Raw genomic sequence first — 18,991 nt, 5'->3', positions numbered from 1 at the left:
GTACCGCTGACTTTCGTTCCCCCGGTATTTGTAACCGAATGTTCCGGCTGATCCAGGCGCAACCGGCCGGCGCGCGGTGTCAGACCGTGCGGCGCACGAACGGCAGCCGGCGGCCGTCGTGCTCGCTCTGCGCGGCGAGCTCGATGATCGTCATCACGTCGACGGCGTCCTGCGCGGTGACCGGGAACGGCGCGCCGTCGCGGATCGACGCGGCGAGCGCGCGATAGAACTCCGCATACTGGCCGTCGAGCGTCGGCACCGGGCGCTCGACCTCGACTTCGCCGTCGAGCACGCGCAACAGGCCGGGCGGGTTGCCGCCGCCGAACTCGACGTCGTCCGCGGTGAGGCCGGCCTTGAGCTGGTCTTCCTGCGTGTCGAGCCCGAACTTCTGGTAGCTGCCGCGCGTGCCGTGCAGCGTGAAGCGCGCGGGCTCGATCGCCACCAGCGCGCTCGCATGCAGCGCGACGTCCTTGTCCGGATAGCCGAGCAGCAGGTGCACGAGATCGGGCGCCGTGCCGTTGTCGCGGCGCGTCTTGACGGTCGCGCTCACGGTTTCCGGCACGCCGAACAGCGCGAGCGCCTGGTCGATCAGGTGCGGGCCGAGGTCGAGCAGCAGGCCGCCGCCGCGGGCGGGCTCCTCGCGCCAGCGCGTGCGCGGCGTCGGCCGGAAGCGGTCGAAGTGCGACGCGAAGTAGGTGAGCCGGCCGAGCTCGCCCGATTCGACGATGCGGCGCACGGTGAGGAAATCGCCGTCCCAGCGGCGGTTGTGGAACGGCGCGAACAGCCGGCTGCGCGCGTTCGCGAGCCGCGCGAGCGCGAGCGCCTCGTCGGCGGTGAGCGTGACCGGCTTGTCGACGACCACGTGACGACCGGCTTCGAGCACCTGGCGCGCGAGCGCGAAGTGCGTGTCGTTCGGCGTGGCGATCACCACGCACTCGATGTCGTCGAGGCCGAGCAGCGTGTCGAGGTCGGGGACGACGCGCGCATTCGGATACGCGGCCCGCGCGCGATCGGGCTGGCCCGTCGCGATCGCGGTGACTTCAGTGCGGCCGCTCGTGGCGATCACGGGCGCGTGGAACGTCGCGCCGGCGAAACCGAAACCCATCAAACCAATCCTGAGCAATGACGACATGGCAATTCCTGGCTGCGAAGGAAATTAAAGGATGGCGCGCCGAGGCGGCGCGAGGACGATCGGCTATTTTGGCATGGCGCCGCCGCTTGTACTGGCGCGTTGAGCGAAATGCGCGGCGCGACGCGGCGTGTGCGCAAAGGAATCCGGCATTTTGCGCATACCCGTGCGCCGCGCGCGGGTAGTGGCCTGCCCGGCTTCGCGGCGCAAGGCCGGCGCGCGGGCGCCGCGCCGCGTCATGCGGCCGCCCGCTGCCGCACGGCCGCCGCGACCTGGGCGGCCCACACGGCGCATGCCGCTTCGCCGGGGTGGAAGCCGTCGGCGGCCATCAGGTGGCGCTCGAGCGGCAGCGCGACCCGCAGGAACGTGCAGTGTGGCTGCGTGGCGACCCAATCGGCCAGTGCGGTGTTGAGCCGCTTCGCACGCTGCCCGAGATACCACGCGAGCGGCTGCGGCAGCGCCGGGAAGCGTTCCATCGGCGGCACCGCCGACAGGATCGCGTGCCGGACCCGGAAGCGCGCGGCGAGCAGCCGGACGAGTTCGGCCTGCTGCGCCTGCCAGCGGGCCGGCGGCACGCCGCCCGTCACGTCGTTGACGCCGAGCGACGTCACGGCCACGTCGAACGGTTCGGCCGGCTCGGCGGCGAGCCAGTCGACGAGCTCCCGCGTGGTCAGGCCCGTGCGCGCGAGCAGCTTCCAGCTCACGCGGTGCGTGGCCGCCAGCGTGTTCGCCAGTTGCCCGGACAGCGCGTCGCACTGCGTCGCGACGCCGACGCCCGCGGCGGCCGAGTCGCCGACCACCAGCACGCGCAGCGGCGGGCCGTCGCCGGCAACGCCGTCGCGCGGGCCGGCGGCCTCGGGCAGCCGCGGCGTGACGCGACGCACGTAGCGCCCCTGCGCGAACAGCAGCGGGCCGAGGGCAGCGGTGGCGAACGGGTATCCCATGATGTCGATCCGGTGATTCTTGCGGGCCCGGCGCGGGGCGGCGCCGGTGTCTGCGTATTGTGGCCGATCGGTGCGAGAACGGGGCCGGATTGGCCGGACGGACAGGGTGCGGCCGGGCGATCCGCCCGCGCGGCCCCGTCCGGCGGCGCTCCCGAAATGCGCGCCGCCGACGTGTTAACATGCGCGTCCTGCCCGCGTGTCCGCCTGCTTCGCCAGCCTGCCGCGCACGGCATCCTCCCGGCGTTCCGCCGTCAACCGCAACACCATCCGTCATCATGTCCGCAGGCCTCAATCCCGCCCAGAACGAAGCGGTGCGCTACCTCGACGGTCCCTGTCTCGTGCTCGCCGGCGCGGGCAGCGGCAAGACCCGCGTGATCACGCAGAAGATCGCGCACCTGATCGAAGCGAAAGGCTTCGAGCCGCGCCACATCGCCGCCGTCACGTTCACGAACAAGGCGGCCGCCGAAATGCGCGAGCGCGTGGGGAAGCTGCTTGAGGGCAAGACGCTCACCACGCCCGGCAAGGAAGGCCGCAAGGTGCCCGTCAACCAGCTCACCGTCTGCACGTTCCACTCGCTCGGCGTGCAGATCCTGCGCCAGGAGGCCGAGCACGTCGGCCTGAAGCCGCAGTTCTCGATCATGGATTCGGACGACTGCTTCGGGATGGTCCAGGAGCAGCTCGGCACGACCGACAAGGGGCTGATCCGCAAGATCCAGAGCATCATCTCGCTGTGGAAGAACGGTCTGATCATGCCCGACGAGGCGATGGCGATCGCGGCCAACGAGGACGAGCACCAGGCCGCGCTGGTCTACCGCAACTACGTCGCGACGCTGCATGCGTACCAGGCGGTCGACTTCGACGACCTGATCCGCCTGCCCGCCGAGCTGTTCGCGAAGAACGAACAGGTGCGCGACCGCTGGCAGAACAAGCTGCGCTACCTGCTGATCGACGAGTACCAGGACACCAACGCGTGCCAGTACGAGCTGCTGAAGCTGCTCGCGGGCCCGCGCGCCGCGTTCACGGCGGTCGGCGACGACGACCAGGCGATCTACGGCTGGCGTGGCGCTACGCTCGAGAACCTCGCGCAGCTCGGCAAGGATTTCCCGAAGCTGCACCTGGTCAAGCTGGAGCAGAACTACCGGTCGACGGTGCGGATCCTGACCGCCGCCAACAACGTGATCGCGAACAACCCGAAGCTGTTCGAGAAGAAGCTGTGGTCCGAGCACGGAATGGGCGATTCGATCACCGTCACGCCGTGCAACGACGAGGAACATGAAGCCGAATCGGTCGTGTTCCGGCTGTCCGCGCACAAGTTCGAGCGGCGCGCGCAGTTCCGCGACTACGCGATCCTGTATCGCGGCAATTTCCAGGCGCGCATCTTCGAGCAGGTGCTGCGGCGCGAGCGGATCCCGTACGTGCTGTCGGGCGGCCAGTCGTTCTTCGACAAGGCCGAGATCAAGGACCTGTGCGCGTACCTGCGGCTGATCGCGAACGCCGACGACGATCCCGCGTTCATCCGCGCGGTCACGACGCCGCGCCGCGGGATCGGCAACACGACGCTCGAAGCGCTTGGCTCGTTCGCGGGGCAGGCGAAGGTGTCGCTGTTCGAGGCCGTGTACATGGGCGGCATCGAGGCGCGGCTGTCCGCGCGCCAGGTCGAGCCGCTGCGGATGTTCTGCGACTTCATCCAGCGCCTGACCGACCGCGCGGACAAGGAACCCGCGACCGTCGTGCTCGACGACATGATGGAGGCGATCCACTACGAGGCGTACCTGTACGACGCGTTCGACGAGCGGCAGGCGCAGTCGAAGTGGCAGAACGTGCTCGAATTCCTCGAATGGCTGAAGCGCAAGGGCACGAAGCCCGAGACGGAGGCCGTCGACGGCGAGGCGGAAGGTTTCCACAACGCGGACGGGCTCGCCGATACGGGCAAGAACCTGCTCGGCCTGATCCAGACCGTCGCGCTGATGTCGATGCTCGAGGGCAAGGACGAGGATCCGGATGCCGTGCGGCTATCGACCGTCCATGCGTCGAAGGGGCTCGAGTATCCGCACGTGTTCCTGGTCGGCGTCGAGGAGGGCATCATGCCGCACCGCGGCGGCAGCGAGGACGACGGCCCGATCGACAGCGAGCGGATCGAGGAAGAGCGCCGGCTGATGTACGTCGCGATCACGCGCGCGCAGCGCAGCCTGCACCTGAACTGGTGCAAGAAGCGCAAGCGGGCGCGCGAGACGGTCGTATGCGAGCCGTCGCGCTTCATTCCCGAGATGGGGCTCGACGAAGCGCCGCCGCCCACGCCGGAAGAGGCGCCGATGTCGCCGAAGGACCGGCTCGCGAGCCTGAAGGCGTTGCTGCAGAAGTGATGCGTCGGCGCCGTCGGGCGCACGGCGGCCCGGCGATCCGGCGGCCGGCGATCCGGCAAAACAAAACCCCCGCGATGCGCATGCGCCGCGGGGGTTTTTTACTGGCCGGCCGGCGTTACTTCGACGCGTTGACCATGTAGTCGACGGCCGCCTTCACGTCGGCGTCCGATGCGTTTGCCCCGCCCTTCGGCGGCATCGCGCCCTTGCCGTGCAGCGCGTAGTTGTAGACCGTATCCATCGAGTCCTTCAGGCGCGGCGCCCAGTCTTCCTTGCTGCCGAACTTCGGCGCGCCGAGCACGCCCGCCGCGTGGCAGGCCTGGCAGGTCGACGTGTACAGCGCCTTGCCGGCAGTTGCGGCATCGGCGCTGGCCGGTGCGGCCGCGGGCTGTTCGCCGGCCTTCGGGATCGCGGCGATCGCGGCCTGCGCGGCGGCGATTTGCGCGCTTGCGGCGTCGGTTGCGCCCGAGGCGCCTGCAGCGCCGCTGGCGGGCTGCGCCGCGTTGGCGGCCGGCGCGGCCGGTTCGGGGAAGCTCGCGCCGTCGTTGTTCGCCATGTAGACGATCGTGCGGGCGATTTCATAGTCGCTGACGTCGTCGGGGCTCGTGCCGCCGCGCGCCGGCATCGCGCCCTTGCCTGCGAGGGCCGTCTTCAGCAGCGTATCGAAGCCTTGCGAGATGCGCGGTGCCCAGTCGTCCTTGTTGCCGAACTTCGGCGCGCCGGCGGCGCCCGTGCCGTGGCAGGTCACGCACACGGCCTTGTAGACTTCCTCGCCGGTCTTGTACGTGCGTGGCGCGTTGGCGTCCTTCACGTCGACCTGCGCGAGCGGCGCGATGCGCGCGGCGACCTGCTCGTCGGATAGCGCATCCGTGCCGGCACCGGAACGGAACACATGGTTCGCATAGGTGGCGAACATGATGATCAGGACGATCGGGATCGCGAACGACGCGATGATGACGGCAATCAGCTGCCCGGGGGTTTTGACGGGGGATTCGTGGGGTGCTTCGCTCATGCTTGCCTCGTCTCCATGAATAGGAATTGTGAGCGCGGTGCAACGGCAAAATGGCAGTCCAATGAAGCACGGACGATTATAGACGGAACGTTTACATGACGGCGAGCGGCGCGATGGCGCGTGTTTACCCGCACGCAGCGCGGCCCGGCGGCGATTCGGCGGGCAAGGTGGACGCATCATGGGAAACCGGGTATCCTTGCCGTCTTGCCAATCGTGGGCGGCCTGTATATCGGGGTCGTTTCACTGTCACAAGCGCCCGTAGCTCAATGGATAGAGTACTGCCCTCCGAAGGCAGGGGTTGCTGGTTCGATCCCAGCCGGGCGCGCCAAGCCTAGTAAGGCTCTCAGCGGTTTCCTTCCCTCGTCGGACAGACTCATTGCAGCTAAATTGCAGCTAACCGCGGTGCCGGCTCGGCCGTCAGTGGCGCGACCCAATGCGCCAGGTGGTCAGCCGACAGGTGCGCGTAGCGCTGCACCATCTCCAGCGTTTCCCACCCACCCAGTTCCTTCAATACCTGTAACGGTGTACCGCGCTGCACATGCCTGCTCACCCACAGATCGAACCGCTGAAGGCGCGGCTCCGGGAGGTGAACGACTGGCTCGGGATCGAGATCGTGAGGTTCAGCGACTTTGAGATGCCGAAGGGCTGACGTCCGAGCGCACACCTGGCACAGCAAAGCCGTCGGGCACTTCGGTGCCGGCGGCTTTTTTACGTCTGTCGCCCATGCGCGGCCTCGGCGGATTAGAGCACCTCAGGGCGGCCGCCGCCTAGATGCACCCCCAAAGGGGCCGGACGAGCCCGCCGCAGGGCCGTGGCGGGCCGCCTGACGCGCCGGAGGGGCGACCCAAGGGCCCGACCCTGCCCCCGGGATGGCGATTCGGACCCGGTGCGCGCAGTTGCCCCCCGCCCCACCTGCCCGCAAAAATGAACAGTTCTTATGCAGGCATGCACCGGCTGCTGCGGGCCGCCCGGCGATCGACAGGGCGATTTTGTTATGCACTTTGATGCGCCGTGGTTATGCAGTCTCCGTGCTTTCCTGTTCTGCCTTGGGTCTTCCTCGACAATGGGCTGATCGCACAATTTCGGCTTCGTGCAGTAAAAGCCTGTCCCCGAGTATCAGCCGGCCACGCGAGTGGCGTATGTGGAAAGCCGGTGCTCGTCCTGGCCTCATAGCCGGACACCCTCCGAAAGTTACTAGTTGCTCCCTGGGATGCAGAGGATGAGTGTCATCGAGGCTGGTCAGGGCGGATCGCATGTCCGCCATTTGCCAGGGACCCGCCGCATGAAGGTTGATGGGGAGGAGGACTCACTGCAGATTCATACGTCTTGGATACACAGCCCCGGCATTTCGATTTTATTCACGGCGCTGCAACCCTGTTAATCATTTTGGTATTGAAGTCGGCCGGTTGTAAGGGTTTGCAATTTTTTATTAAATGGTTTGATTTGTGAATCGAATTCATGGGCTTGTTTTTATTGAACAATTATTTGTTTTGATGACTTTTTCGGGTTGATTTTCATGTTGGACTGTCAGGGATTCTGTTTGATCGATTGAGGTTTACGTGCCTCATTCCGTGGTCTATTCTTGGAGGTAATTTGCGATTGAAAGATTATTGATTTTTTGTTTGATGGGGCTGGCAGATAAAATCAATAGACCATCGCTTGAAAAGGGTGTGTCGGAGAAGATGCGCGTGCGTATGAAAATTCGGCAATACCATTATTGAGTGTCACAACGGGCAACTAGTTATCTATTGTCGTATGTGCGATGCACGTGCCGGATGCACTGGCGCTCAGTTGCAGCGTGTCCGTATTGAATACTCATTGACGTGCGCTCGGTATGCCATCAAGTCTACACGTCCAATGGATGGTTGATAGGTGATAAGCTGTTTTATGATTGTTGTCGCGATTCTGTTGTCGGTGACACTTTGGTTTGTGGATTATTTTCGTATTCGGGGTCGGTGGTGATTTACTTCGAAAATAAATGCATTGGTTGGCGCATTGTAGCTCATTCGTTCGAGCGTAAATACGTTGAGTGATGGGGTGCGTAGTCGCGGCTTGTTGTTGCTGTATGTTGGTCGATTGAGTGTCTTTGTATCGTCATTTTAAATATCGGAGATCAAAATGAACTTCCAGATTAACGTTTCGATAAGCACCAAAGGACTCGACACCATTTATGACAGCGGCCTATACGTGACGCTGGTCAAGAGCGTAGTCTCGAACCCGATTAGCGGCGGCTCCCTTCCAGTTGCATGGGTGTCGTTCCAGCCACTGCATGAGAACCAGGTTACGTGGCAAGAGCAATTTACGATGTACGCGACGACGACGACCCTCCAATCCGGTGCGACTATCAAAATGACATCGCAAACGGATGCGCAGATCCAGCCGGGCTGGATCTACTCGTTTGAGCGAGGGAGGTTCACCGAGGCACAGGGAGGCGATCCGGGGACGTTCAACCTGAGGAATCAGCAGACGCCCGGTAACTTCAGCTTCGGTCTTGCTCAGCCGGTGGTGATCAACAACGTGCAGACGTCGGCGCCGCTGAATGCCGTATCCGTGCCTTACAACGTGAATGCGACGTTCACGCCGCTCGAGAAATTGTCACTGTTCCTCTCGTCCTACAGCAACAACGGTTCGGTTATTGCCGCAGTCGCGAGTAACGCCCTCAATATCACACTGAGCAGTACCAGTCCGCAGGCGGACGTTGGCTTCAATGACCAAACGAACACGTTCTATCTGAAGAAAGCCGGCTTGCGAAGCTCGAAGGATTTTGTCGGAAGCTTGGCTGCCGCTCAGGTGGCTGGGGAAGGCGGTCGTTCGGGGTTGCACGTAGCTTGACGGTCGATTTCGTCGCCGTGCCCGTGACTGTATGCGGCGCGGCGACGACTGGAGCTCACCATGACGCCATTCATCATCAACGTCGCCTTCGATGAAAGCGGACTCGAAAAGATTTACGCTGACGGCTTGACTTGCGCATTGGCGCGGCCAGTCGCTTCATCCGTAGTTGGCAGCGCGGGAAGCGACGCGCGCTCGTCAGAAGCGCCCGGTGAGTACCCGATCGCGTGGGTCGTGTTCAAGCCCTTAAAGTCAAATAAGGTCGTTATCGAAGATGCCTGGTTCGTGTACATGACGACGACCCCGCTCCGCGCGGCGGAAACGATCCATATCAATGCGATCACGGATCTGCCCGCCGTTGCCGGGATCGAATATCGCTTCAGGAACGGCCATTTCGACGCGCTCGATTCGACAGGACGGACTGCCCTCGACGTGTACAGCGTCGTGAATCAGGTTCCGAATCAAATCTACGCCTTTGGGCTGGCGCAGAGCGCCATCGTCAACAACAAAGTACAGAGTCGCACGGCGACGAATGCGGCATATGTGCCGTGGAATATGCAAGCGTTCTTCCAGCCACAGCATGTCGTCGAGATATTTCTTTCGTCGTGCAAGATCAATGGCACCGTGTGCCCCGAGGTGCGCTCCGATCGACTCCGGCTTACTTATGACGCCGGTACTAGCGAGGCGAATGTGGTGTACAGCACTGCAGCGAACAGGTTCTATTTAATGCCGTCACGATGAATACGCCAAGCTGAGGCATGTCATCGAAGGTTCCCGTGCATGGTCTTCGCCATTGAGAAGGCCAAAGACTCACTTCGCCTTGATCGGGGGAACTCCGCGAAGCAGGGTTCTAATGGGTCTGAGGCTGTTATTGCAGGCTCGACTTACCATCCGGGTTCGCCTTGTCAAGGATGAACGGCTTTTTCCGGTGATGGCTAACCTTGTGCTTGTGCACTTCGGTGGCGCTGCGCGTCGTGCCGAGCGTTGCAGAGGGGGACTCCGCTAAACCTACATTGGTGGAGGCCGAATTTGACGGGGGAGGCGCGGTGGAACCGGGCGCCTGAGCGTACGTAACAGTGGCGAACAGCGAGGCGATCAGGGCGGCGGTGAGCTTCTTCTTCATGTCATTCTCCAAAGAGGTCGGGGTGCGATGAACGGCGCTCAACACGGCGCCATGTCGCCCTCGAGTGCTACTGGGTGACCGTTGACCGTCATGCGGAGGGAGCCCGGCTTTCACCTTATTGATCAGGAAGACGCCGCGACAATGCTGGCGCGAAACAACGTGGCCAAGGAGCGCCAAAGCTTTCCCGTCGGCAAGATTGGCACCGGGTCGCATACGAGCATGCGGCAGCCGTGAGAGGCTGTATCTACCTCCAAACAAACGCGAATCCTACGCAGATTTCCTGTGACGAAATCTGCTCAGACAGTAGCACGTGCTATCGACGTGTAGCCACCTGTCAGAGATGACGAGACGCGTGTAACAGTGAGCGAAGAGGCGTGCTGAACCGTTTCGCTCCGACTATCGCAACTACAGTGAAATTACAGTTTGGACGAGCTTGGGTAGCGCTGATCGACCTTAATTAGCCTTGGTTTTGCAAATTGCGAGTTGCGCAAGGCATTGATTTGTAAGGGGTTGCGGTGCGCTGATAAAACTCCGAAGACAGTATTTGGCGCGAACGACGGTCGCGCCTAGACGGCTACGCGCCTGGGTTATGGAGTTTCGGCGTTTTGTATAGCTTCACCCAGTAGGTGTTGCGCTGGTCATCCGACACATTTGGCGGCGCAGCCACCCTTCGGTCGCGACGACCGTATTGAGACGCGGCGCGGTGCTATCGAGCGTCCCGTCTTGCAGGGGATCGACCGCGCCCCCCTTCCGGGGCCTGTCGCATCGCACGGCTTCGGGCAGGGCCGGCGAACCGGCATCGCACCGCTGCACTGTTGTGCGAGAATTGCCCGCAACGACAACTCCAAGCGTCGATCGCGGCGGCCGTCCGCGCATCGCGCCGACTCCCGATGGCTGCCATCCCGTCTACCTCGACCGCAGTCGAGGCCCGCGCGCTGAACGATGCGCAGCAGGCGCTGCTCGTGCGCCTGCAAGCCTATTCCCCCGACGACCCTGACGCGCCGCTGCCGTACAGCCGGCGCCTTGCCGAGGCCGAAGGCTGGTCGCACGCGCACGCGCTGGCCGTGATCGACGAATACAAGCGCTTCGCGTTTCTCGCGCAGGCGGCCGGGCATCCGGTCACGCCGTCGGTCGCGGTCGATGCCGCCTGGCATTTCCACCTGCAATACACACTCGAATACTGGGACGTCTTCTGCGCCGGCGTGCTGCGCGCGCGGCTGCATCACATGCCGGGCACGGGCGCGCCGGACGAAGCCGCCGTGTACGCGCAGCGCTATCGCGACACGCTCGACAGCTATCGGCGGCTGTTCGGCAGCGAGCCGCCGGAGTCGATCTGGCCGCGGCCCGTCGGCTCGCACGCGGAGCCCGGATCGCCGGAGCCCGACCTGCCGGAGCCCGACCTGCCGGAGCCGGACCTGCCGGATGCGGGCGCGCCGGGGAAACCGGATTCGCTGGCCCCCCCGTCGGCCGGCAGGTCCTGGCGTAACCGGCTGCCGAAACTCGTATGGCCCGCGGCCGCCGCGAGCGTCGCCGCGACCTGCGCGTCGGCGCAGGACTTCGACGTGCTGAACTACACCGGGCCGCAGTTTCTCGCGTTCTACGTGCCGGCCTGCGTTGTCGCGTTGTTGCTGATCGTGGGCCTGCAATGGATCGAGTACCGGTGGCGGCGCTGGGGTGGGCGCACCCGCAAGACGTCCGACGGCCTGACGGCCGATGAGGTCGCCTTTCTCACCGGCGGCGAATCGCGGCTCGCGCAGGTGGTGACGATGTCGCTCGCGCATGCGGGCGCGATCGAGTTGCGAACCGTCCCGAAACACGGCGGGTATGTGAAGATCGGCAACCTGGAACACGCGGGCCCGTATGACGACCACTGTTCTTGGTTGAACGAGCAGCCGGACGGCGAAGTGCGCTACGGCGTGTTTCGCCAGCGGCTCGCGCGTTATGCGCAAGAGTTGGCCGACGGGCTGCACGCGCAGGGCTGGCTCTGGGCACCCGGCGAGATGCGCGTGTCGCGCCTGGCCGCCCGCGCGATCTTGCTGCTCGTGCTCGGCACCGGTGCCGCGAAACTCGCGGTCGGCCTGAGTCGCGGTCGACCCGTGCTGCTGCTCGTCATTTGCATGGCGGCGTTCGCGATCGCATACCGGATTCTTGTGCGGCGTCTGACGGGCTTCGGGCGGGGCGGGACAACGTCCGCCGGACGGGCGGCGCTCGTTGCACGCCGGATCTCGCACGATGCGCGTGCCGTGCACAACGCCGGAGTGGTGCGGGATGCCGCCGGTACGCCCGACGCGGGCAATGGTGAGCGCGGGGCGGCGGACGACCTGGTGTGGACCGCCGCGCTGTTCGGTGCAGGCGCAATGGCCGGTACCGCGTGGGCTGCGTACTCGGGCATCGTGCTGGCGCCGCCGCCACTCTCGGTTGGGGCGGCGAGGACCGGCGGCGGTTCGAGCGCGTCCGACAGCAACTGCTCGTCGTCGAGTTGCAGTTCGTCGAGTTCATGCAGCTCCAGTTCCAGCTCATGCAGTTCGAGCAGTTGCGGCGGGTGCTCGTCGAGCAACTGAGCGCGTAGCCGGCACCGCGCATCGCGGGCCGCCACGGACAGGGCGGCACGGCCCATCGCCCGAACAGCCGCGCGGAATGGGCTCAGATCGCCGCATCGCCCGCGTGCACGCTTCGGTAACCTGTCAATCGACGCTATCCGTGCCGAAACGGCCGCCCGGGCGCAGCGCACTCCGCGCATGCCGTGCCGGCCGGACGCGACGAACTCCCGCCGCTTAGCCCAGCCTTCCATGACGACGCCTGCTGCCGACGTTTCCGCGCCCGTTCAACAAGCTGCGACCCTGTGCCAGACCGGACAGTTCGCCGACGCGCTGTCGCTCGTCGCGCCGCTGCTCGACGCGCCGGCACCGGCCGTTGCGGCGCTGCACGTCGCGGCCGTCTGCGCACTCGGCCTGAACCGGCCGGCGGACGCGGAAGCCTGGTGGCGGCGCGCGATCGATGCGATGCCGGCGTTCGATCCGCCATATGACGGACTTGGCGCGCTGCTCGTGTCGCAGGGCCGCCTGCCCGACGCCGAGGCGATCCTCCGCCGGCAACTCGCGTCCGTCGCGCCGCTGCGGGCGTCGCACCATCAGCGGCTCGGCAAGGTGCTCGACATGCTCGGCCGGTTCGACGATGCCGAACAGGCGTTCGGGCAGGCGCTGCTGATCGAGCCGCAGTCGCCCGACGTGCTGACCGATCTCGGCAACGTGCTGCGCGTTCTCGGCCGGCCGGCCGAGGCGGAACTCGCGTACCGGCTCGCGATCGCGGTTCGCGCCGACCACGCGCTCGCGCATGCGAATCTCGGTGCGATCCTCGTCGACATGCAGCGGCTGCCCGAAGCGGAAGCGGCCAGCCGGCAGACAATCGCGTTATGCCCGGACTACCCGGAGGCGCATTACAACCTCGGCATCGCGCTGCAGAATCTCGATCGCCTGTCCGAAGCGGAAGCGGCCTATCGCCACGCGATCCGCTGCCGTCCCGGCCTGCCGCATGCGCACAACAATCTCGGCTGCGTCCTGCGCGCGCAGGGCCGCCACGACGAAGCGACGGCCGCGTTCGCCGACGCGCTCGCGCTCGCGCCGCAGATGGCCGAAGCGCACTACAACCTCGGTACGACGTTCGCGCACAGCGGCCGCCACGACGACGCCGAACGCGCATACCGCCGTGCGCTCGAACTGCGTGCCGATTACGGCGATGCGCGTTTCGGGCTGGCGACGCTGCTGCTCGGCCTCGGCCGGTTCGAGGAAGGCTGGCGCCGCTACGAATCGCGCTACGAGCAGTCGACCTTCGTGCATCGCCGGACGCGCGAGGTGCTGCAGTGTGCGCAGTGGCAAGGCGAGCCGCTTGCCGGCAAGACGCTGCTCGTCTGGCAGGAAGACGGCCTTGGCGACATGTTGCAGTTCAGCCGCTATTTCGCCGAGTTTCGCGCGCGGCATGCGGCGCGTGTGGTCTTCGCGTGCCAGCCCGCGCTGCATCGGCTGATGGAGACGGTCGACGGTGTCGACGAAGTGCTCGATCACGACGCGGCCATGGCGCGTGCCCCGCAATTCGACTACTGGACGAGCCTGTTGAGCGCGCCGATGCATGCCGGCACGACGCTCGACACGATCCCGCCGCCGGTGCGGCTCGTGCCCGATTCCGCCCGCGTCGCGCGCTGGCGCACGCGCCTCGACGCGCTGCCGGCCGGCCCGCGTGTCGGGCTTGTGTGGAAAGGCAACCCGAAGCATCACAACGATGCGCACCGCTCGCTGCCGTCGCTGGCTTTGCTGACGCCGCTGTGGAGCGTGCCTGGCGTGAATTTCGTGAGCCTGCAGAAGGGGCAGGGCGAGGACGAGGCGCGCGATCCGCCGGGCGGCCTGCCGTTGCTGCATCTCGGTTCGGAGATCGGCGACTTCGCGGATACGGCCGCGATCGTCGCGCAACTCGATCTCGTGGTGTGTGTCGACACGTCGACCGCGCATCTGGCCGGGTCGCTCGGCAAGCCTTGCTGGGTGCTGTTGCCGAATCAGGACGTCGACTGGCGCTGGATGCACGACCGCGACGATTCGCCGTGGTATCCCGGCACGGTGCGGCTGTTCCGGCGCGGGCGCGACGACAACTGGATCCGGATGGCCGAGCGCGTGCGCGGAGCGTTTGCCGCGCATTTTGCGGCTCGTTGCGCAACGGCGGACGAAACGGCGCCTGCCGTCCTGACGTGATGGCGCGTGCCGAACGGGCACGAAGACGCGGCATGCTGCGCGGAACGCGGCAATGCGTTACCTGCTTTTCAGATCAATCGAGGCCCTCGTGGAAAACATCGTCATCGTCGGCTCGTCCGGTCACGCAAAGGTCGTGATCGACATCGTCGAACAGGCCGGCCGGTACCGGATCGCCGGGCTGATCGATTCGTTCCGGCCCCGCGGCGAGGAGACGCTCGGCTACGCGGTGCTGGGCGCCGAGCACGACCTGCCGCACCTGATCGTCGCGCACCGGATCACCGGGCTGCTGGTCGCCATCGGCGACAACCACGCGCGCGAAAAGGTGACGGCCAGTCTTGCAGCCCTTGTGCCCGGCCTGCCGCGCGTATCGGCGGTGCATCCGGCCGCACGCATCGGCAAGGCGTCGACGATCGGCGCGGGCACGGTCGTGATGGCCGGCGCGGTGATCAATCCGTGCTGCACGATCGGCGAAGCGTGCATCGTCAACACGAATGCGTCGCTCGATCACGACGGCGTGATGGAGGATTTCTCGAGCCTCGCGCCGGGCGTCGTCACGGGCGGCAACTGCCGGATCGGCCGGGGCGCCGCGATCGGCCTCGGCGCGATGCTGCGGCACCGGATCGCGGTCGGCGAGCACAGCGTCGTCGGCGCGGGCGCGGTCGTGCTGCGCGACGTCGAGCCGTACACGGTCGCGTACGGCAACCCGGCGCGCCGGATCCGCGCGCGCGCGGCCGGCGAGCGTTACCTGTAGGCGCCGCGCGTCAGTGCGCGATCAGCTCGGCGATGCGGCGGACCATGTCGTCGGTGAGCGCCGGGTAGATCGGCAGGCACAGCACCTTGCGCGCGGCTTCCGTCGCGACGGGCAGGTTGTCGCGGTTCGCGGACGGCAGCCCGCGATACATCGGGAATTCCGAAATCAGCGGATGGAAATAGCGGCGTGCGTACACGTCGTAGTCGCGCAGCTTGCGATACAGCGCATCGCGGTCGAGCGGATAGTCTTCGTCGACGAGGATCGCGAAGTACGCGTGGTTCGCGACGGTCTGGCCGCCGAGCGGCACGCAACGGATGCCGCGCACGTCGCTCAGCAGCGTGCGGTACAGCGCGTCGATTTCGCGGCGGCGCGCGAGTGCGCCGTCGATGTGCTGCAACTGCAACATCCCGAACGCGGCGTTGATCTCGCTCATCTTGCCGTTGATGCCGGGCGCGACGACCGTGACTTCATCGACGAAACCGAAATTCTTCAGGTGGTCGATCCGCTGCTTCGTCTTCGCGTCGGGGCAGATGATCGCGCCGCCTTCGAACGTGTTGAAGACCTTGGTCGCGTGGAAGCTCAGCACCGACAGATCGCCGTGGTTGAGTACGCTGCCGGCCCCGGTCTGCACGCCGAACGCGTGCGCCGCGTCGTAGATCACGCGCAGGTTGTAGTTGTCGGCGATCTTCTGGATCGCGTCGACGTCGCAAGGGTTGCCGTAGCAGTGCACGGGCATGATCGCGGTGGTCTGCGGCGTGATCGCCGCCTCGATGCGTGCCGGGTCCAGGTTGAGCGTGCCGGGCGTGACGTCGACGAATACCGGTTTGATGCCGTTCCACAGCAGCGAATGCGCGGTGGCGACGAACGAGTACGGCGTCGTGATCACCTCGCCGTTGATGCGCAACGCCTGCAGCGCGGTGAGGAGCGCGAGCGTGCCGTTCGCGAACAGCGACAGGTACGGCACGCCGAGATGCTCGCACAGCGCACGTTCGAACTGCTGGTGGAACGGACCGCCGTTGGTCAGCGTGCGGCTTTCCCAGATCTTCTCGAGGTACGGCAGGAAATCCTCGAGCGGCGGCAGGTGCGGTTGCGTGACGTAGATGCGTTCGTGCGGCAGTTGCGCGACGGACGACGCGGGCAGGCTGGCGGTCATGATGGTCTCTCTCGATCTGGCGTGGCGTTCAGGCCTCGGCCGCGGCCTGTGCGGTGGCCGTGTCCTCGAACAGCGGCGTGTCGAATGCGGTAACGGGCTCGCCCGCGCACCAGCGGGCCCACATCGTGCGCAGCGCCGACGACAGCCCGGCCGCGACGACGGCCGGCCGGAACGCGGCGGATTCCGCGCAACGTGCGCGCAGGCCCATGCGCAGCGCCTGCAGCGCGGCGGTGTCGTGGCCGAGCGCAAGCGCCTTCGCGACGAAATCGTCCTCGCCCGTCGCGATGTACGCGTCGAGTCCGACGTGCTGCAGCCAGCCCGCGCTGCCGCGCCCGGCCATCGTCGCGCCGGGGATCGTCACGGTCGGCACGCCCATCCACAGCGCGTTCAGCGTGGTCGTCGAACCGGTGTACGGGAACGTGTCGAGACAGAGATCGACGCCGTGATGCTGCTGCATGTAGACCGGAATGTTCGAACGCCGGTGGAACGTCAGGCGGCGGGCATCGATGCCCGCCGCGGCGAACCATTCGGTCAGCGCGTGCTGGTCGCCGTCGTTGCTGATCGCGGCGAGCACCATGCGCGCGGTCGGGTCCGCATGCAGCACGCGCGCCCAGACCGCGATCACGTGCGGGCTCAGCTTGTTCAGGCGGTTGAAGCTGCCGTAGGTCGTATAACCGTTGTGCAGTGCCGGCAGCACGTTGACGGGCGGGCAGTTCGGCGGCGGCATGTACGGCGCGATCGCGGGCAGCCGCACGATCTGCTCGACGAACTGGTCTTCGAATGCGCCGTGCGGCGCGACGAAGCGGTCCGTCAGGTAGTAGTCCATCTCGGCGAGGCCGGTCGTGGCCGGATAGCCGATCCACGACGCCTGCACCGGTGCCGCGCGCTGCGCCAGCGCGACGAGCCGGTTGCGGCCGGTGTGGCCCGACAGGTCGATCACGATGTCGATCCGGTCGTTGCGCACGCGCTCGAGGAAGGCCTGATCGCTCATGCCGGCGACGTTGCGCCAGTTCGTCGCGTGGGCCTTGAAGCGTTCGGATGTCTGATCTTCTTCGACGTGGTTGTGATAGAAGTGCATCGCGATGCCGGGATCGGTCGCGAGATGCTCGATCACGGGCACCGCGTAGGAGGCGACTGCGTGGTTGAACAGATCGCCCGACACGAAGCCGATCCGCAACTGGCGGGCCAGGTCGCGCGGGTTCGAGAACACGGCCGTGCGCTTGCGCTTGTGGTTGTCATAGCGCTGGCCGAACTTGCGGTGTTCGGCAACGAGCGTTTGCGGATCGAAGTCGCTGCTGTGTGCGATGCAGAACAGCATGCTGCTGTGGGTCACGCTGTCGGTCGGGTCGATTTCGATCGCGCGCCGGAGCCAGCCGAGCGCCTCGTGCGTCGACCCTTGTTCGAGCAGCACGAACCCGAGCGTGCCGTTCGGGGCGGCGAGGCCGGGTGCGAGCTCGACGGCGCGCCGGCAGGCGGCGATCGCTTCGTCCGGGCGGCGCAGCGCGAACAGCACGAGGCCGTGGATCCGCAACCCTTCCGGGTGGTCCGGCCTGAGCTCGAGCAGGTGCCGGCACTGTTCGTCGGCCTCCGCGAGGCGGCTCATCACCCGCAGCGTATCGGCAAGCAGGATGCGCACGAGCACTTCATCCGGCAGCAATTCGACCGTGCGCAGGCCGGCGTCGATCATCTCCGCATAGCGGCCGTCCTTGTGCAGCGACGCGGACAGCGCGCGCCAGCATGCGCCGTCGTCCGGATGGTCGGCGGCGAGCCGTTGCGCCAGCGCGGTGGCTTCCGCGTACTTGCCCTTGCCGAACAGCGCCGCGTGCTTTTGCAGGAGGTTCGGATTCGCGCGGCGGACCGGCCTGCCGGCGTCGTCCTGCCGGGTCGCGGCGGCGGCGGTTTCCACGACGATCGCCGCGTCGATGCCGCTCGGGACGACGGCGGCCGCCGCGGTCGCGAGCACCGTGTCGGGCATCGCCATCTGCGCGATCAACCCGTCGAGCGCGGGGCCGCGCACGCCGCGCTGCTGCGCGATCTCGACGGCGATCCACGCGGCGGGCGTCTGCCCGCTGCGATACAGCGCGTGAATGTAGCTGACCCAGTAGTAGCCGTTGGCCGGATTCGCGCCGATTGCGGCTTCGAAATGGGGCACCGCGTCGGCCGGGCGGCCCGAATCGACCAGCAGCACCGCGAGGTTGTAATGCGCGTCCGCGTGCGCGGGCACCGCATCGAGGATCGCCTCGTACAGCGCTTTCGCATCGTCGAATGCGTCGCTGCGCTGGCGTTCGAGCGCGTTGTCCATGACGAGCGCAATGTCCTGCGCGAGCTGCTGTTCGGGCGTAAGCGTGGCGGGGGCGGACAGATCGGACGGGGGCATGATGAAATCTGCGGAAAGTCGGTCGATACCATTATCGGTAGCGGGCCGCCGCGCCGATGCCGCGAGGTGACGGTAAAAGCCCGGTCAGTTTGGCCGATTGAACGGGCCGCCGCGGCACGGGCGACGCGGCCGGTGGCGTGCAAAAAAACGCCCGCACGAGGCGGGCGGAGGCGAACGAGCACGCCCTCACATCAGCGCGTAGTTCTTGTTGTCGGGTGGGTGCGCGCGATTGGGCGCGGCACCGGGTGCGTCTCAGCGGCTCGCGACGCTTTGGTACTGGCCGACGGCCTGCACGCGGCCCATCGCCGCCTGGTATTCGTCGGTCAGTTCCTGCTGCGCGCGATGCGCGTCGGCGAAGATGCGATCGTTGCTGGTCTGCATGCGGCGGATCGCGGCGATGCCGGCCGGCGGCTGGTCGGCCGCGAGCAACGCGACGAGCGGCTCGCGTGCGTCGACGAGGCGCGCCGCCTCGGTCCAGTCGGCCATTTCGGCCGCATGCTCGATCGCATCGGTGAGCGCGTCGAGCTGCGCGATCAGTCCGGTCTGTTCCATCGTGGCTCTCCTGTCCGGCTGG

The 18,991-nt window shown here is 66.3% G+C and carries 13 protein-coding genes, 1 tRNA gene and 2 pseudogenes; 8 read left to right on the top strand and 8 right to left on the bottom strand.

The features are described from left to right. Positions 1-79: 79 nt before the first annotated feature. Both JYG32_RS13890 and JYG32_RS13885 read right to left on the bottom strand, forming a co-directional pair. Complete coding sequence (locus JYG32_RS13890; RefSeq protein WP_174383858.1) at positions 80-1,132, bottom strand: oxidoreductase; 1,053 nt, start codon at positions 1,130-1,132, stop codon at positions 80-82. A gap of 233 nt (positions 1,133-1,365) precedes the next feature. Then, complete coding sequence (locus JYG32_RS13885) at positions 1,366-2,073, bottom strand: SGNH/GDSL hydrolase family protein (protein ID WP_213263844.1); 708 nt, start codon at positions 2,071-2,073, stop codon at positions 1,366-1,368. Between the two features lie 275 nt (positions 2,074-2,348). Here JYG32_RS13885 and JYG32_RS13880 point away from each other — a divergent pair, with 275 nt between their 5' ends. Then, positions 2,349-4,436, top strand: coding sequence for a UvrD-helicase domain-containing protein (locus JYG32_RS13880; protein ID WP_174384474.1), 2,088 nt, complete (start codon positions 2,349-2,351; stop codon positions 4,434-4,436). A gap of 115 nt (positions 4,437-4,551) precedes the next feature. Here JYG32_RS13880 and JYG32_RS13875 read toward each other — a convergent pair whose 3' ends face one another. Then, on the bottom strand, positions 4,552-5,445 hold the full coding sequence (locus JYG32_RS13875) for a c-type cytochrome (protein ID WP_213263843.1): 894 nt from the start codon (positions 5,443-5,445) through the stop codon (positions 4,552-4,554). Positions 5,446-5,697: 252 nt separating this feature from the next. On the opposite strand from JYG32_RS13875, the gene JYG32_RS13870 reads away from it, so the two are divergent. Beyond that, positions 5,698-5,773, top strand: a tRNA-Arg gene (locus JYG32_RS13870). 54 nt (positions 5,774-5,827) lie between these two features. On the opposite strand, the pseudogene JYG32_RS38900 reads toward JYG32_RS13870, so the two are convergent. Then, positions 5,828-5,998 (bottom strand): annotated as a pseudogene (locus JYG32_RS38900) (tyrosine-type recombinase/integrase); the annotation flags it as partial. Here JYG32_RS38900 and JYG32_RS39590 point away from each other — a divergent pair. From JYG32_RS39590 to JYG32_RS13855, 3 genes and pseudogenes are all read left to right on the top strand, one after another. After that, a pseudogene (locus JYG32_RS39590) lies at positions 5,999-6,094 on the top strand (portal protein); the annotation flags it as partial. Positions 6,095-7,563: 1,469 nt separating this feature from the next. Further along, positions 7,564-8,277, top strand: a complete 714-nt coding sequence (locus JYG32_RS13860; protein ID WP_213263842.1) for a hypothetical protein — start codon at positions 7,564-7,566, stop codon at positions 8,275-8,277. 60 nt (positions 8,278-8,337) lie between these two features. After that, positions 8,338-9,015, top strand: coding sequence for a hypothetical protein (locus JYG32_RS13855; RefSeq protein WP_213263841.1), 678 nt, complete (start codon positions 8,338-8,340; stop codon positions 9,013-9,015). Positions 9,016-9,142: 127 nt separating this feature from the next. On the opposite strand, the gene JYG32_RS13850 is transcribed toward JYG32_RS13855, so the two are convergent. Then, complete coding sequence (locus JYG32_RS13850; RefSeq protein ID WP_213263840.1) at positions 9,143-9,397, bottom strand: hypothetical protein; 255 nt, start codon at positions 9,395-9,397, stop codon at positions 9,143-9,145. 890 nt (positions 9,398-10,287) lie between these two features. Between JYG32_RS13850 and JYG32_RS13845 the strand changes: the two genes are divergently transcribed. The 3 genes from JYG32_RS13845 (at position 10,288) to JYG32_RS13835 (ending at position 14,887) form a co-directional block, all read left to right on the top strand. Then, a complete protein-coding gene (locus JYG32_RS13845) occupies positions 10,288-11,958 on the top strand; it encodes a TIGR04222 domain-containing membrane protein (RefSeq protein ID WP_213263839.1) in 1,671 nt (556 codons plus the stop codon). A gap of 228 nt (positions 11,959-12,186) precedes the next feature. Continuing rightward, positions 12,187-14,136 carry a tetratricopeptide repeat protein gene (locus tag JYG32_RS13840; protein ID WP_213263838.1) on the top strand — a complete coding sequence of 650 codons (1,950 nt, stop codon included), beginning with the start codon at positions 12,187-12,189 and terminating at the stop codon, positions 14,134-14,136. 88 nt (positions 14,137-14,224) lie between these two features. Next, positions 14,225-14,887, top strand: a complete 663-nt coding sequence (locus tag JYG32_RS13835; RefSeq protein WP_213263837.1) for an acetyltransferase — start codon at positions 14,225-14,227, stop codon at positions 14,885-14,887. A gap of 10 nt (positions 14,888-14,897) precedes the next feature. Here the strand turns inward: JYG32_RS13835 and vioA are convergent, their stop codons facing one another. From vioA to JYG32_RS13820, 3 genes are all read right to left on the bottom strand, one after another. Further along, entirely contained in the window at positions 14,898-16,040 is a 1,143-nt protein-coding gene (gene vioA, locus JYG32_RS13830) for a dTDP-4-amino-4,6-dideoxy-D-glucose aminotransferase VioA (protein WP_213263836.1), read from the bottom strand. 28 nt (positions 16,041-16,068) lie between these two features. Continuing rightward, positions 16,069-18,417, bottom strand: coding sequence for a tetratricopeptide repeat protein (locus tag JYG32_RS13825; protein ID WP_213263835.1), 2,349 nt, complete (start codon positions 18,415-18,417; stop codon positions 16,069-16,071). Between the two features lie 252 nt (positions 18,418-18,669). Continuing rightward, positions 18,670-18,969, bottom strand: coding sequence for a flagellar protein FliT (locus tag JYG32_RS13820; protein ID WP_174383236.1), 300 nt, complete (start codon positions 18,967-18,969; stop codon positions 18,670-18,672). Positions 18,970-18,991: the final 22 nt, after the last annotated feature.

Source organism: Burkholderia pyrrocinia (assembly GCF_018417535.1).
GTDB lineage: Bacteria > Pseudomonadota > Gammaproteobacteria > Burkholderiales > Burkholderiaceae > Burkholderia > Burkholderia pyrrocinia_E.
The sequence above is the reverse complement of the archived record's forward strand: the minus strand, read 5'-3'. Positions and strand labels throughout refer to the sequence as shown.

Excerpts from the sequence above, each read along its gene's own strand:
- JYG32_RS13890 (WP_174383858.1), bottom strand. The coding sequence starts at position 1,132 with ATGTCGTCATTGCTCAGGATTGGTTTGATGGGTTTCGGTTTCGCCGGC.
- JYG32_RS13885 (WP_213263844.1), bottom strand. The coding sequence starts at position 2,073 with ATGGGATACCCGTTCGCCACCGCTGCCCTCGGCCCGCTGCTGTTCGCG.
- JYG32_RS13880 (WP_174384474.1), top strand. The coding sequence starts at position 2,349 with ATGTCCGCAGGCCTCAATCCCGCCCAGAACGAAGCGGTGCGCTACCTC.
- JYG32_RS13875 (WP_213263843.1), bottom strand. The coding sequence starts at position 5,445 with ATGAGCGAAGCACCCCACGAATCCCCCGTCAAAACCCCCGGGCAGCTG.
- JYG32_RS13860 (WP_213263842.1), top strand. The coding sequence starts at position 7,564 with ATGAACTTCCAGATTAACGTTTCGATAAGCACCAAAGGACTCGACACC.
- JYG32_RS13855 (WP_213263841.1), top strand. The coding sequence starts at position 8,338 with ATGACGCCATTCATCATCAACGTCGCCTTCGATGAAAGCGGACTCGAA.
- JYG32_RS13850 (WP_213263840.1), bottom strand. The coding sequence starts at position 9,397 with ATGAAGAAGAAGCTCACCGCCGCCCTGATCGCCTCGCTGTTCGCCACT.
- JYG32_RS13845 (WP_213263839.1), top strand. The coding sequence starts at position 10,288 with ATGGCTGCCATCCCGTCTACCTCGACCGCAGTCGAGGCCCGCGCGCTG.
- JYG32_RS13840 (WP_213263838.1), top strand. The coding sequence starts at position 12,187 with ATGACGACGCCTGCTGCCGACGTTTCCGCGCCCGTTCAACAAGCTGCG.
- vioA (WP_213263836.1), bottom strand. The coding sequence starts at position 16,040 with ATGACCGCCAGCCTGCCCGCGTCGTCCGTCGCGCAACTGCCGCACGAA.
- JYG32_RS13825 (WP_213263835.1), bottom strand. The coding sequence starts at position 18,417 with ATGCCCCCGTCCGATCTGTCCGCCCCCGCCACGCTTACGCCCGAACAG.
- JYG32_RS13820 (WP_174383236.1), bottom strand. The coding sequence starts at position 18,969 with ATGGAACAGACCGGACTGATCGCGCAGCTCGACGCGCTCACCGATGCG.